Origin of the sequence: Flavobacterium notoginsengisoli, from assembly GCF_014207905.1 — a bacterium.
Lineage (GTDB): Bacteria > Bacteroidota > Bacteroidia > Flavobacteriales > Flavobacteriaceae > Flavobacterium > Flavobacterium notoginsengisoli_A.
Map to the genome: position 1 here is coordinate 16,276 of NZ_JACHLB010000010.1, position 14,898 is coordinate 31,173.

Consider the following 14,898-nt stretch of genomic DNA (forward strand, 5'->3'; position numbering starts at 1 on the left):
TTAGAATTTTTGTAATTGGTTAGTTGATTATTTTTTGGCAAATATATATAATTAATTCTATAGATTTACTAGGAATTAAAAAATATTTTTTTATTTCTTCACCAATGAAGCGATTGTGATGCCTTCCATTGCCTTCAAAGTTTTGTCTCTAATAAGCATTAAACCGTGGCGTAGACTGCACTCAGACTCTGTTTTGCAATCTGAACAAGGCTCATAAAAATTTAAAGAAGCACATGGCAAAAGAGCAATTGCACCATCAAATAATCGGTGAATTTCTGCCAAAGTAATGTCGTTTTTGGATTTTATCAGATAATAACCGCCAAACTTTCCTTGTTTACTACTCACAAAACGACCACGTTTTAGATCCAATAAAATCTGTTCTAAAAACTTTTTAGGAATATTAGCGCCATCAGCAATTTCTATAGTTCTAGAAATGTGATTTTCGTCTTGTTCTGCTAAATAAAGTAAGGCCTTAAGGGCGTATTTTGCTTTATGTGATAACATTTATTCCTTGTTAAATTTTACAATAATCTATTAGTAATTCTTGTGCCGGTAAATACCCAAAATTAAACGCTTTTTTTAAATCTGCACAATAATTTCCTTTTATTTTGAAATTAATGAAATAAAGTGCTCTATTAAAATAAGTTTCAGCATTTTCTGGTGCTAAATTTACTGCTGTGTCAAAATCTGATAAAGCATCTTTGGCATGAATCATCGCTTTGCAAACAGCTCTATTTTGAAACGCATCAACAGATTTTGGATCGATTCTAATTACTTGATCAAAGTCTGAAATAGCTTCTTTATGCAAATTTAATTCTTTTCTCAATAACCCACGATTTTGATAAGCTGCTAGATTATCTGGTTTTAGCGCAATGCTTTTAGAGTAATCTTCAATTGCGCCTGTACGATTAAAAATTTTTCTTTCGGCAAAAGCTCTATTAAAATAAGCTTTCTGCGAATTAGCATCTAATGAAATACAGGTCGAAAAATCATTAATAGCATTTTGATAATCTTTTAACTTTAGAAATAAATTTCCTCTGCTAAAATAAATATTAAAATCATTTGGGTTTAATGAAACCGCTTTGTCATAATCAGAAATGGCATCGACCAAATTATCGTTTAGGAAATGATAATATCCTCTGTAATAATAATTTTCAGCACTTGGATCGATAGCTATAGAAGCATTTAAATCTTCAATTACCTTATCGTTTTGAACTTTATCAGTATCAAAATATTCTTGAGAATAGGAAGTGAAATAAGAACAAAGTACAAACAAATAAAAACTAATTTTCATAAGATTTAAAGCCTAAAATGTGAAACAAATTAATTTTACCAGCTTCCGCTAGAGCCTCCTCCAGAGAATCCGCCGCCGCCAAATCCTCCACCGAAGCCACCGCCTCCGCCAAAACCACCACCAGATGATCCTCCGCCGAAACCTCCAAATCCGCCGCCACCGCCGCTTCTTCCGAGATTACTTAAGATAATGACATCTAATAAACTTGGGCCTCCACCGCTGTTGCCAGAATTACCACCTCCGCCTCTTTTATTTCGAGAAAGAAGTATTAAAACAATTACGACAATTATTATGAAAGGAAGTATAGGGAAATCTTTTTGTTTGTTTTGTTTGCGTTCACCTTTGTATTTTCCTGTAAAAACATCAAACAGTGCATCGGCTCCTTTGTCTAGTCCTTTATAATAACTTCCGGCCTTAAATTCTGGGATTATAATATTACGAATTATGGTTCCGCCAATACCAGCGGTCAATCTGTCTTCTAAACCATATCCAGGATTAATGGCAATTTTTCTTTCATTTTTTGCTAATAAAATAATAACACCATTATCTTCATTTTTTTGACCAAATCCCCAAGTTTGACCCCATTTTGTAGCCAATTGACTTACATCTTCGCCTTTTAAGCTTTCTATAGTAATAACAACAATTTGAGTTGAAGTTGAATCAGAATAGCGAATTAATTTTTCTTCTAATTGCGTTTTTTCAGAAGCACTTAAAACATTCGCATAATCGTAAACAGAAGTTTGAAAATCAGGTTTTTTAGGAATATCAAATTGTGCAAAAATGATATTGCAGGTAAAAAATGTGATAAACAATAAGGTAAACTGAAAAATCCTTTTGGAATTTAAGATTTTATTTTTGGAATTTTTCATCATTTATCCTTTTGAGATTTCGTTTGATAATTCGTTTGTATCATCCTCTAGAGATGGGAAGTATTTTTTGAGTTGCTGTCCGGCATTTAAAATTCCGTCAACAATTCCCTGCTTAAAATTTCCGGATTTAAAATGATTCATCATCACATCCTTGGTGCAATCCCAAAAATCATCTGATACTAAATCATTAATTCCTTTGTCTCCACAAATCACGAAGTTTTTGTCTTCAACGGCAAAATAGAGTAGAACCCCATTTTGTAATTTCGTCTCGTCCATTCGTAATTCATGAAAAACTTCTAAAGCTCTATCATAATGAGCTTTAGAAGTTGTTTTTTCTATATGAACTCTAATTTCGCCAGAAGTATTATTTTCAGCCATACGAATAGCTTCAACAATTTCATGCTCTTCTTCTTTGGTTAAAAAATCTTCTACTTTTGACATGGAAATGATTTTAGAGTTAAGGTTGTAGATTTTAGATTTTGGTCTAAAACTTTATTAGAATTTTACTTCAACTGGTTTATCTGCACCTGTAGAAGCTTCAAAGTATGGTTTCTCTTTATACTCGCTTAAGAACCAGTTGTTAGGAATCTTTAGAACATATCCATTGTATGTTTGTACCGATTCGTTGAAACGAGTTCTAGCCGTTAGGATTTGATTTTCAGTACTAGCTAATTCATCCTGTAATTTCAAAAAGTTTTCATTAGTTTTTAAAGTCGGATATTGCTCAACAGAAACCAATAATCTTGATAAAGATGATGATACACCGCTTTGTGCCTGATTAAATGCTGCCAATTGTTCCGGAGTTACATTACTAGGATCAATTGTTACAGAAGTAGCTTTTGCGCGTGCTTCGATTACAGCTGTTAAAGTACCTTTTTCAAAGTCAGCAGCACCTTTTACAGTGTTTACTAAGTTCCCGATAAGATCATTACGTCTTTGGTAAGCCGTTTGAACATTTCCCCATTCTTTGTTTACAGCTTGACTGTGTTGTAAAGCAGTATTTTTAATACCAATCGACCAAAATGCGATAATAGCAATAAGTGCTATAATAATTCCTACAGGGATTAACCACTTTTTCATATTTGTTTTGATTTAAGTTTATTTCAATTTTTAATTACAATTCGTTTTTGATGTCGTTCAATTGCGTTTTTATCGACTCTAATTTACGTATTATTTCGAATTTATCTAACGTTTTCTTCTGACCTTCTTTTAAGTGTATTTTAGCGCCATCAAGTGTAAAACCTCTTTCTTTTACCAGATGATAAATCAATTGCAGATTGGTAATATCTTCTGGTGTGAACATTCTGTTTCCCTTTGCGTTTTTTTTGGGTTTCAAGATATCAAATTCACTGTCCCAAAATCGTATCAAAGAGGCATTGACATTAAAAGCTTTGGCAACTTCGCCAATACTATAATATCTTTTGTCTTTAGAAAGTTCAATATGCATGATTTGTTTTTTTTCTTTATTTATACCAAAAATACTATTTTTTTGGAATATTAATCTAATGATTGATTTTCTTGATTAGCCATTTGCGAAATCGCTACATATTCTACAGCCGAAATATTTCCATAGTAAAAATTCAACGGATTGACCACTTTTCCATCTTTATGAACTTCATAATGACAATGCGGGCCTTCGGATCTTCCAGTGCTTCCAACAAAACCAATTACATCGCCACGTTTTACGCGCTGCCCAGGTTTACAATTGTATTTGCTCAAATGCGCATACAAACTTTCATATCCAAAACCATGCCTGATCACGATATGATTTCCGTAGCCAGAAGCGGTATTGTCAGCTCTTTCTACCACGCCGTCTCCCGTTGCGTAAATGGGAGCGCCTGTATTAGCGGTGAAATCCATTCCGTTATGCATTTTTCTCACTTTCGTGAAAGGATCGATTCGATATCCAAAACCTGACGCAACACGTTTTAAATTTTCGTTTCGAACTGGCTGAATGGCAGGAATTGCTAATAATAAACTTTCTTTTGCTCCAGCCAACTTCAAAATGTCATCCAAAGATTTAGACTGAATTGCCAATTGTTTAGCTAGTTTGTCTACTCTTTTTGTGGTATTCAAAACCAATTGCGAATTGTTGTAACCTTCTAATGCCTTATATTTTTCTGAATTTCTAAAACCCGCTTTTCTAATAGAGTCTGGAATTTCAGCTTTATTAAAATAAACTCTATAAATGTTATTGTCACGTTCTTCTAAAGCATCTGCGGCTTCATCTATTTCGTCCAATTTTTTATTTAAAATGGCATATTGAAGCTTTAAATTTTCAATTTCACGTGCTTGTAAACGATCTTTTGGGGTTTCAAAATACGGTGTGTTTATTAAAAGAACGAAAACCAGAAAACCAAACAGTGCCGAAGCCATTAAAAACAGTAATGCGTAACCAATTTTTATTCTTTTTCTGGTTTTTATTTTCGTATAAGCCAGATTTTCTGAGTCGTAATAATATTTTACTTTCGCCATATTTTAAAATACGCTATTTTTGCACCCTGTAAAATAAGTTAGTCGAACAAAACGAAAAAATGTTTCAGCAGTTCGATACTTTTTTTACAAGAATTAATGATTAGATATTGGGGCTATTTTATCATTAGATAATGCGCAAAATAGACAATTTATTGTTTATAACAGAAGTTTTTTGAATTCATTATAAAAAACTTAACGCATCATCAAATGAATGAATTATCTAATTGTCTAATTTTCAAATTGACACATTAAACAGACACATTTTTCTAATTTAAATATGAAATCACAAGACGTACGTAAACAATTTTTAGATTTTTTTGAGAGTAAAGGGCATACTATTGTTCCTTCAGCTCCTATTGTACTTAAAGACGACCCAACCTTAATGTTCAACAACTCGGGAATGGCCCAGTTTAAAGAATTTTTCTTAGGAAACGGAACTCCAAAAAGTCCAAGAATAGCCGATACGCAAAAATGTCTTCGTGTTTCAGGAAAACATAATGATCTTGAAGAGGTTGGTATTGATACGTACCACCACACAATGTTTGAAATGTTAGGAAACTGGTCTTTTGGAGATTATTTCAAAAAAGAAGCAATCAATTGGGCTTGGGAATTGTTGACAGAAGTGTACAAAATCCCTAAAGAAAATCTTTATGTTTCTGTTTTTGAGGGAAGCAAAGAAGATAATGTTCCATTTGATCAGGAAGCTTGGGATATCTGGAAAACTTTAATCGACGAAGACCGAATCATTTTAGGAAATAAAAAAGATAATTTCTGGGAAATGGGAGATCAAGGACCATGCGGACCTTGTTCTGAAATTCACGTTGATTTACGTTCTGAAGAAGAAAAAGCTTTGGTTTCAGGAAAAAGCCTTGTAAATAATGATCATCCGCAAGTAGTTGAAATCTGGAATAATGTATTCATGGAATTCAACCGTAAAGCTGATGGTTCATTAGAAAAACTTCCAGCACAGCACGTAGATACCGGAATGGGATTTGAGCGTTTGTGTATGGCTTTACAAGGAAAAACATCAAACTATGACACTGATGTTTTCATGCCTTTAATTAGAGAAATTGAAACCATTGCTGGAGCAAAATACACAACTAATGATGTAACAGGCATTAGTGAAGAACAAAATAAAATGAATATTGCTATTCGTGTAGTGGCAGATCACGTTCGTGCGGTAGCTTTTGCTATTGCTGATGGTCAGTTGCCTTCTAACACGGGTGCAGGATATGTAATCCGTAGAATTTTACGTCGTGCAATTCGTTACGGATTTACGTTCTTAAATACTAAAGAGCCATTTATCTATAAATTGGTTGAAACTTTAAGCGAGCAAATGGGAGATTCTTTCCCAGAAATCAGAACGCAAAAAGCACTTTGTTCGAATGTTATTCGTGAAGAAGAAAATTCATTCTTGAAAACTTTAGATCAAGGATTAATTCTTTTAGATGCTGTAATTTTAAATAATACGGGAGATACTGTTGATGGTAAAAAAGCATTTGAATTATATGATACTTACGGATTCCCAATCGATTTAACAGCTTTAATTCTTTCTGAAAAAGGATTAAAATTGGACGAAGAAGGATTTAAAGAACAATTGCAATTGCAAAAAGAAAGATCTCGTGCTGCATCAAAAGTAACGGCTGGTGACTGGAATGTACTTGTTGAAGATGATATTCAGGAATTTGTTGGGTATGATCGTTTATCTCATCAGGTGAAAATTACGAAATACAGAAGAGTGGAAAGCGCTAAAGATGGTGAGATTTTCCAGTTGGTTTTCAACGCGACTCCTTTTTACGGAGAAAGCGGAGGGCAAACTGGAGACAAAGGATATCTTGAAGCTCAAAATGGTGATATTGTTTACATCATTGATACTAAGAAAGAAAATAACCAAACGATACATTTAGCAAAATCGTTACCAGAAAATATTACAGGAACTTTTAACGCTGTTGTAGATGCTTTACAAAGAGCTAAAACTTCGTCAAACCACTCGGCTACACACTTGTTGCACCAGGGTTTACGTAAGATTTTAGGAACTCACATTGAGCAAAAAGGTTCGATGGTAAGAAATGCTTCGTTGCGTTTTGACTTTTCTCATTTCTCTAAAGTTACGGATGAAGAATTAGTAGAAGTAGAGAACTTTGTTAATGCAAGAATCCGTGAGAGTTTACCTTTAGTAGAAAAAAGAGCAATTCCGAAAGAGCAGGCGCTTGAAGATGGTGCAATTGCATTATTTGGTGAGAAATACGGAGATTTAGTTCGTACAATTAAATTCGGTGATTCTGTTGAGTTATGCGGAGGAACACACGTTGCTAATACATCTGATATCTGGCACTTTAAAATTGTTTCGGAAGGAGCAGTTGCAGCTGGAATTAGAAGGATTGAAGCGATTACAAGTGAAGCAGCAAAAGAATATTTTGAATCTCAGGCTGTTTCTCTAAACGAAATTAAAGAAGCGCTTAAAAATGCTCAAGATCCTGTAAAATCAATCTTGGCGTTACAAGATGAAAATGCTCAGTTGAAAAAGCAATTAGAGGCTTTGTTGAAAGATAAAGCTAAAAATATGAAGGCTGATTTGGCTAAAGAATTACAAGAAATCAACGGAGTTCAGTTCTTAGCAAAACAAGTAGATTTAAATCCAGAAGGAGCAAAAGATTTGGCTTACGAATTGGGTGGTTCTTATAACAACTTATTTGTAGTTTTCGCCACAGCTCACGAAGGAAAACCAATGTTGACATGTTACATTTCTAAAGAAATCGTAGCGGAGAAAAACCTAAACGCAGGACAAGTGGTTCGCGAATTAGGGAAATACATCCAAGGTGGAGGAGGAGGTCAGCCTTTCTTTGCTACTGCTGGAGGTAAAAATGTTGAGGGAATTGCTGAGGCTTTAGCGAAAGCGGTGGAATTCGTTAAATAATTTTAAGGCGCTAAGAATCTAAGATACTAAGGTTCTAAGTTTTTATAAAAATAACCCCGATAGTTTTTAAAATCTATCGGGGTTTGTATTTAATATGGATTGCATAGCGTCCAGCTAAAGCTGGACGCTATTGATAAAAAATCTTAGAACCTTAGTCCCTTAGCATCTTAGCATCTCAAAAAACTACTTACGTTCTCCAATTTGCTGGCGCCACATAGCGTAATAAAGACCTTTTTCTACAATTAAATCTTCATGTTTACCTTGCTCAATAATCTTACCTTGTTCCAAAACAAAGATTCTATCGGCATGCATTACAGTTGATAAACGGTGCGCAATTAAAACTGTAATTCTGTTTTTATCTGAAATATTTCTGATTGTTGCATTAATTTCTTCTTCCGTAATCGAATCCAAAGCAGAAGTTGCTTCATCAAAAATCAATAAATTCGGATTTCTTAGAATCGCTCTTGCAATAGATAAACGTTGTTTTTCTCCACCAGAAACTTTAATTCCGCCTTCACCAATTGTAGTGTTTAGGCCATCTTCGGCACGTCTTAGCAATTTGTCGCAACTTGCTCTTTTTAAGGCATCGTACAAATCTTCGTCGGTTGCATTAGGTTTTACGAATAACAAGTTTTCACGAATGGTTCCAGAAAACAATTGCGCATCTTGAGTTACAAATCCTAATTGTTTTCTTAGATCTAATAAATCAATATCGGTTGAGTCAATATCATTATAGAAAACCTGTCCTTCTTGAGGAGAATATAAACCAACTAATAATTTAACTAAAGTAGTTTTTCCAGATCCAGACGGACCAACAAATGCAACGGTTTGTCCTTGTTTGATTTCGAAATTGATATTTTCGACTGCTTTAAATTTAGCCGTTTTATGCTGAAAGCTAACATTTTCAAAAAGCAGTTTCTGAATAGCTCCAACATGTTTTGGTGTTTTCGGACGAAATTCTTTTGGAGCGTTTAATAAATTTTTAAAGTTCTCCATAGAAACTTTCGTTTCATTCAAAGCAATGATAAAGTTTCCTAATTCTTGTAAAGGTCCAAAAATGAAGAAAGTGAAAAATACCATTGTCAATAAATCTCCAACAATAATTTTTCCTCCAAAAAGAAAATAATACAAAGCAAAAACTACACAAGTTCTTAAAAAGTGAACCGTCGTTCCTTGAATAAAACTCAAACTTCTGATGAAACGGATTTTCTCCAATTCAAGCTGTAAAATTTTGAACGTATTCAAGTTCAAACGTTTTTCTTCTTGATACGTTAAACCAAGACTTTTTACTAATTCAATATTTCGTAAACTTTCTGTTGTAGAACCCGCAAGTGCATTGGTTTGATTGACAATTTTTCTTGAAACAATCTTAATCTTTTTTCCTAAATACAAACTTACCAAAGCAATAATTGGAGCTGTAATTAAAAAGATAATCGAAATTCTAAAATCAATTCGGGCTACATAAACGATTACGAATATAAAACCGATAATCGTTTGGAAAATTAGAGAAATTGAAAGTGTAATTAATTTTTCAGAATCAATTCTAACTTTTGTCAATTTGCTTAAAGTTTCACCGCTTCGCTGATCTTCAAATTCTGCAAAAGGAAGATCAAGAGATTTTTTAATTCCATCAGTATACATTTGAGCACCAGTTCTCTGAATGACAACATTGGTAAAATAATCCTGAAAGTTTTTTGTAATTCTCGAAACCATTGCTGCGGCTAGAGAAAGTCCAAGCCAGAAAGACAATGATTTAATAAAACCCATTTCGTTTCCTTTATATTTTGCCAGACCAACACCGCAATCCTGCATTAGTTTTCCGGTAATTACTGAATCTGATAAACTGAAACAAATGTTGATAGAAGCCATTATCAAAGCAAAAAATAAAAGCATTTTATGTTTGATGATGTAAGTATATAATAATTTCATATGGTAATTTAAAAAAATGGAAGATGCAAAAGTAAGGAATTGTTTTAGTTTGTAGAGATGCTTTTTGTTATTAAAAATGTAAATTTTTTTATGGATCAAAGACAGAACTTATTTTTCTAGGTCTTAAATGTTTTTGGTTTTTTGTAAAATATTTTTAAATGAAAATAATAATTTTAAAGAAAGAAAAAGACTACGTAAAAATACGGTATTTTGTTTTTTATAAGTTTTTACTCGAAAAAAAATATTTTCTTATTTTACTTACTTTTAGAGCATTAAGAAATACTAAATTATATTCTAATGTTTTGATGCGGAATCACGTAAGGTTTTGGTTTTGGGTTGTTTTAGGTTTGTGCCAATAACAAATTTAACCAAATCAAAATGAAAAAAATTTTATGCCTTTTTAGCGCTTTATCAATGGTGCTAATTTCTTCTTGTTCAAGTGATGATTCTTCTTCAGAATCTGAGAATGCAGTATTATTGCCAAAAAAAATTACTGAAACACTTGTAGAAAACGGAAAATCAGGAAGTCTTACTTACACTTTTTCGTATGACGGAAACAAATTGAAAGAAATTGCTCTTTCGGATGCTTCAAAATCGGTTTACACCTATACAGGGGATTTAATCACGAAAGTAGAATTGTATTATTCAGGTATTTTACAATCAACAGATGTTTACGCTTACGAAGGCGGAAAGTTAGTTTCTAAAATTACTACAAGAGAATCTAACAAGAATTATCAAGATAAATTGACTTTTGTTTATAATGCAAACGGAACTGTTAATGTTAACGAATCTGACATTATCAATAAACAAGAAATTAAATACGATACAACTACACTTTATACTTTTTCAAACGGAAATATAGTTTCTTCTGAGCTTATAGATGGAACGCCAATGGAAAAAATAACAAGTACTTTTGATAATAAGAAAAGCCCATTTATAAACATTACAGGAGTGAAGCAGTTATTAGATTTAGATAACGACTTTGACTTTTATTCAGTTAACAATACAGTAAAAAATGTTACAGTAACTTATGACTATAAAGGTGCTGTCACACAAACTGCAACAGTTGAGACTGCTTATAAATACAATGCTAGCAATTACGCTACTGAAGTATCTGCTGGAGATGCGAAAAATTCTTATAAATTAGAAATTGCTTATTAATTAGTTTTTCGTTATAAAAAAGAATCCTCAATTGACACTAAGTTGATTGGGGATTTTTTTTGATTTTTAAATTAGTTTATAATGTGTTTTTTGAATAAAAAATATGTATGCAAATCTCAAAAGACAATTTGCTAATAGATTAAAAATGTAAATTATTCTATATTTGAATACCAAAAACATCAAAGTTTATGAAACAATTTTTACTGCTTTTTATTTCTTTCGGTTTATTAACATCTTGTTCTAATGATGATAATTCTTCTCAAGACAAAACGATTTTGCCTAAAGGAATTGAGTTTATTTTTCCTAATGAACAAATAGGGACAAATAGTTTTGGCGCTATAGTTTATGATGGAAATAAAATTGTAAGCCTAACTAGAGAATATTCAAAATTTGTATACACTTATGAAGGAAATAGGATAATTAAGCAGACAGAATTTGATTTGGATACGAAAGGGAAAGAGTATAAAAACAAAGAACTTGTCTATACTTATGAAAATGGGAAGTTGAAGACCAGAATATTTAAAGAAGGATTTGCAGATAATAATGCAGAAGCTCTAACGACAAACACAAATATCTACACACACGTTTCTAACGGATTGATTACTTACGTCAATTATTCGAGTTCGAATGTAAAACAAGCAGAAGGCAGTCTGGAACTGAAGGACGGAAATATAATAAAAGAAACTAAAACCTTCGGAGAAACTAAAACAGTAAACACTTATGAATATGACACCAAATCTAATCCATTAAAGAATATTTTAGGATTTGATCTTTTATTAGATGAAGTAAGCGGATTTGGAAAAAATAATATTGTAAAAACCACCAGAACATCAACAGAATTTCCTAATCCAGCTGTTTATACAAAAAGTTATACTTATAATGAAAATGGTTATCCGATAAGAGCATTTTCATACGATAGTAGTGGTGCTTCAATTGAATATGAAACACGATATGCGTACTAATTCTTGAGATTTAAAAATGTAATTGCATTGCTTACTTTTAGATTTTTCCTAACTTAGAAGACCATTTTACAGCTCCATTATAAATTAATTGAAGATCACCATCATCTTGTAAAGATAAGGTTGCTCCAGAATAGCCAGCAGTATTAGATGTCCAAATGGTTTGTTCAGGAGCGGTAAAACCAGAAGAATGCGCTTTGATTACCAAATTTCCGTCTGGCTGTAAAAAACAGGAAGAACGATAATGATATTTTGGATTTCCTACCTGCCAGATTATCATTGCATCTTCAAGATTTGTTATGGTTAATATTCCAGAATCAAATTCTAAGACAAATAAGCCATTTGGAGATTTGATTGCTTGTGTCCAAGGAATAAAATCTATCCTTTCTTCAGATTCTATTACAGATCGAATTGGAAAAGGATACCACTTATTAATAGATTTAATGTCAATAATTGATAAATCGCTCATTTCATTTACTGCAACTCCATTAGTTGTAAGAGCGGCAGGAACATAATAATGCATAATAGAAAGAGGGTCGTATTGACTGTAATTCGTAGATTCAGGGCTCTTTATAACAAATTCATCCACTTCCTCTTCAGACCATCCATTTAAATCATTATAGTATTTGTAGACTTTTGGCAAATCCCAATTTATGGTTGATGCTGGACTGGCATTTTCATGAATGAGACCTAAAGCGTGGCCAAATTCGTGTAAAATGGTTCTTCTTATTGAAGTTTCATTACTGGTGAGAGGACCAAGACGCATAGATTGTTCGTTGGTGTCTCCATAAGCAGATCTCATTCCTAAAACTGACCATGCTCCATAACTTCCAATATTAAAACCGATTCTGATATCGGCATACTCATTTGTGGCAACATATTCAAATTTCAGGTTAGCGTATTTTGTCCATTCGCTAGCAATTCTTTTCACTTTTTCCTGTGCATCGGCGTCTCCATCCAAAAACTTGATTTTAATAGTTTGTCCTGGTTGCCATCTTGGCCAATTTATAATTGCAGCATTCGATTTTGTAGTTGGGTCAGATTTTGAATCAATAAAATTAAAACTGCAAAATGATAGCTCTTCACCTTTAGAAATTTGATTTTCTTCATTATTGCAGGAAATAAGCAGTAAAAAGGAAGAAATAATTAAGAGTTTACAAATTCTTTGCATAATAATTTTTTAGTAAGAAATGTAAATGTAAAATAAGAGTAAATATCTTTTTTAGTGATAATGTAATTGTGTCTTATAATATTATAATTATGTCTTTTAGAGGAGATTAAGGATTGATTGGACTTTGTTTTTGTGTTTTAAAAGCCTTTGAAAGTTTTTTTTATATTAAAATAAGGTAAGATTTTATTGCATTTTTAGATAGGTTTGATTTAATTTGATACAACAAATCTGATCTTAACCTAATTAAAGAATGAAAAAACTGCTTATCATTTTTACTGCATTGTCTTTATTTGCAATTTCTTGCACTAGTGAAGACAGTAATGCTTCTGAAGACAAATCGATATTGCCAAAAACAATTTCCTATGTATATCCGAATATATATCTAGGAACAAATACGAAAAGCACATTGAGTTATAATGGAAATAAAATTGTGAGCAGTACCGACGAAAATTCTAAAACCATATTTACTTATACCGGAGATGTTATTACCAAGCAAGAAGTTTTTGATGTCGACCAGCAAGGTAAAGAAACCAAAACTGATGAAGCAGTTTATACATATGAAAACGGAAAACTAAAAACCAGAATTTTCAGAGAAGGTATTACCGCTCAATATCCTGATGGAGAGTATATCGCAAAGACGGTTTATAATCATGCATCGAACGGAACAATTTCATATATAAATTATCAAGTTGATAATAAAACGAAGGCAGAAACGAAAGATAGTGAAGGCATTTTGACATATGAAAACGGCAATCTTGTAAAGCATCAACTAGGAAACTCAACTTATGTTTATGAATATGACACCAAGAATAATCCTCTTAAAAATATTTTAAGTTTCGATTTGCTTCTAAACGAAATCAGTGAAATTGGAAAAAATAATGTTGTAAAAACAACTTTCAATTCATCTCTAAATTCCAATACAGCTACTTATTTAACAAATTATATTTATAACGAAAAAGATTATCCAACAAGACAAACTTCTTATAGCGGCGGAGGATCAATCGAGTATGAAATAGAATTTACTTATTGATTATGAATTTATAAAAACCAAATACTTTCGGTATTTGGTTTTTTTATTGATGAAAATTGGTGAAATTCGTGTTCAAATTAAATAACAATGCAATTCAGAACTCAAATTCCAATTTCAAAAAGTAATTTGCCAATCGATTATAATTCGAAAATACTTTCTGTTGGTTCTTGTTTTGCAGAAAATATGGCGGAGAAATTCGATTATTTTAAATTTCAAAATGAAACGAATCCGTTTGGAATTATTTTTAATCCAGTTTCTATCGAAAAGTTATTTCGCAGAATTTGCAAGCAAGAATTGTTTGGAGAAAAAGATGTTTTTTTCCATAATGAACGCTGGCATAGTTACGAAGTACATTCTGATTTAAGCAATTCCGATCGACAAGAATTATTGGAAACGCTCAATAAAGCGATTACTGAAACTCATAAACAATTAAAAGAAGCCACTCATATCATCATTACTTTTGGAACTTCTTGGATTTATAGAAATATTGAAAGTGAAGAAGTTGTTGCCAATTGCCATAAAGTACCTCAAAAGCAATTTTCTAAAGAATTATTAGCAGTAGAAATAATTCAGCAAAGCATTCAAAATACAATTGACTTAGTTCAGGCTTTAAATCCAAACATTAATTTCATTTTTACAATTTCTCCTGTACGTCATATAAAAGATGGTTTCATCGAAAATCAATTAAGCAAATCGCATTTATTTACGGCTTTACATCGAACTTTTGACTTTCGACTTTCAACTTTCGACTACTTTCCTTCTTACGAAATCATGATGGACGAACTTCGTGATTATCGTTTTTATGGAGAAGATATGCTGCATCCAAACCAAATTGCAATTGATTATATATGGAAGCTTTTCAGCGAAAATTATATTTCTCAAGATACTTTTCCGATAATGCAGGAAGTAGACGAAATCCAGAAAAGTCTGCGTCACAGAAGTTTCAATCCAGAATCAGAACAGCATCAAAAATTCTTGGCAAAACTCCAGCAGAAAATAAGTGTTTTAGAAAATAAGATTTCTCACATCAAATTCTAAAAAAAAACTTCGCGTCTTAGTGCCTTCGTGGCAAAACAACAATAAAATTTTAGAA

Annotated in this window: 14 protein-coding genes; 5 read left to right on the plus strand and 9 right to left on the minus strand. The window is 32.3% G+C overall.

Translation table 11 applies throughout. The features are described from left to right. Positions 1-90: 90 nt before the first annotated feature. From HNP35_RS22135 to HNP35_RS22165, 7 genes are read right to left on the minus strand one after another with little or no spacing between them, the layout of a single operon-like run. Positions 91-504, minus strand: coding sequence for an RrF2 family transcriptional regulator (locus HNP35_RS22135; RefSeq protein WP_026730483.1), 414 nt, complete (start codon positions 502-504; stop codon positions 91-93). A gap of 10 nt (positions 505-514) precedes the next feature. Further along, positions 515-1,294 carry a tetratricopeptide repeat protein gene (locus tag HNP35_RS22140; protein WP_184167785.1) on the minus strand — a complete coding sequence of 260 codons (780 nt, stop codon included), beginning with the start codon at positions 1,292-1,294 and terminating at the stop codon, positions 515-517. Positions 1,295-1,329: 35 nt separating this feature from the next. After that, positions 1,330-2,163 carry a TPM domain-containing protein gene (locus tag HNP35_RS22145; protein ID WP_184167782.1) on the minus strand — a complete coding sequence of 278 codons (834 nt, stop codon included), beginning with the start codon at positions 2,161-2,163 and terminating at the stop codon, positions 1,330-1,332. 3 nt (positions 2,164-2,166) lie between these two features. After that, positions 2,167-2,604, minus strand: a complete 438-nt coding sequence (locus HNP35_RS22150) for a TPM domain-containing protein (protein WP_184167779.1) — start codon at positions 2,602-2,604, stop codon at positions 2,167-2,169. A gap of 54 nt (positions 2,605-2,658) precedes the next feature. After that, positions 2,659-3,243 (minus strand): LemA family protein, encoded by a 585-nt coding sequence (locus HNP35_RS22155; RefSeq protein ID WP_184167775.1) that lies wholly within the window; start codon positions 3,241-3,243, stop codon positions 2,659-2,661. 34 nt (positions 3,244-3,277) lie between these two features. After that, on the minus strand, positions 3,278-3,610 hold the full coding sequence (locus HNP35_RS22160; RefSeq protein ID WP_125722513.1) for a MerR family transcriptional regulator: 333 nt from the start codon (positions 3,608-3,610) through the stop codon (positions 3,278-3,280). Between the two features lie 50 nt (positions 3,611-3,660). Beyond that, positions 3,661-4,638 carry a M23 family metallopeptidase gene (locus tag HNP35_RS22165; protein WP_184167773.1) on the minus strand — a complete coding sequence of 326 codons (978 nt, stop codon included), beginning with the start codon at positions 4,636-4,638 and terminating at the stop codon, positions 3,661-3,663. Between the two features lie 277 nt (positions 4,639-4,915). Between HNP35_RS22165 and alaS the strand changes: the two genes are divergently transcribed. Further along, on the plus strand, positions 4,916-7,555 hold the full coding sequence (gene alaS, locus HNP35_RS22170) for an alanine--tRNA ligase (protein WP_184167770.1): 2,640 nt from the start codon (positions 4,916-4,918) through the stop codon (positions 7,553-7,555). A gap of 183 nt (positions 7,556-7,738) precedes the next feature. On the opposite strand, the gene HNP35_RS22175 is transcribed toward alaS, so the two are convergent. Continuing rightward, positions 7,739-9,484, minus strand: a complete 1,746-nt coding sequence (locus HNP35_RS22175) for an ABC transporter ATP-binding protein (RefSeq protein WP_184167767.1) — start codon at positions 9,482-9,484, stop codon at positions 7,739-7,741. Between the two features lie 378 nt (positions 9,485-9,862). Here HNP35_RS22175 and HNP35_RS22180 point away from each other — a divergent pair, with 378 nt between their 5' ends. Next, positions 9,863-10,645: a hypothetical protein gene (locus HNP35_RS22180; protein WP_184167765.1), complete on the plus strand. Its 783-nt coding sequence runs from the start codon at positions 9,863-9,865 to the stop codon at positions 10,643-10,645. A gap of 188 nt (positions 10,646-10,833) precedes the next feature. After that, the gene (locus tag HNP35_RS22185; RefSeq protein ID WP_184167763.1) at positions 10,834-11,607 is read left to right on the plus strand and encodes a hypothetical protein; all 774 of its coding nucleotides are present in this window, start codon (positions 10,834-10,836) and stop codon (positions 11,605-11,607) included. A gap of 37 nt (positions 11,608-11,644) precedes the next feature. Here HNP35_RS22185 and HNP35_RS22190 read toward each other — a convergent pair whose 3' ends face one another. After that, positions 11,645-12,775, minus strand: coding sequence for a matrixin family metalloprotease (locus tag HNP35_RS22190; protein WP_184167760.1), 1,131 nt, complete (start codon positions 12,773-12,775; stop codon positions 11,645-11,647). A gap of 250 nt (positions 12,776-13,025) precedes the next feature. Between HNP35_RS22190 and HNP35_RS22195 the strand changes: the two genes are divergently transcribed. Both HNP35_RS22195 and HNP35_RS22200 read left to right on the plus strand, forming a co-directional pair. Further along, positions 13,026-13,805, plus strand: coding sequence for a hypothetical protein (locus tag HNP35_RS22195; RefSeq protein WP_184167757.1), 780 nt, complete (start codon positions 13,026-13,028; stop codon positions 13,803-13,805). A gap of 87 nt (positions 13,806-13,892) precedes the next feature. Continuing rightward, positions 13,893-14,843, plus strand: a complete 951-nt coding sequence (locus HNP35_RS22200) for a GSCFA domain-containing protein (RefSeq protein ID WP_184167754.1) — start codon at positions 13,893-13,895, stop codon at positions 14,841-14,843. Positions 14,844-14,898: the final 55 nt, after the last annotated feature.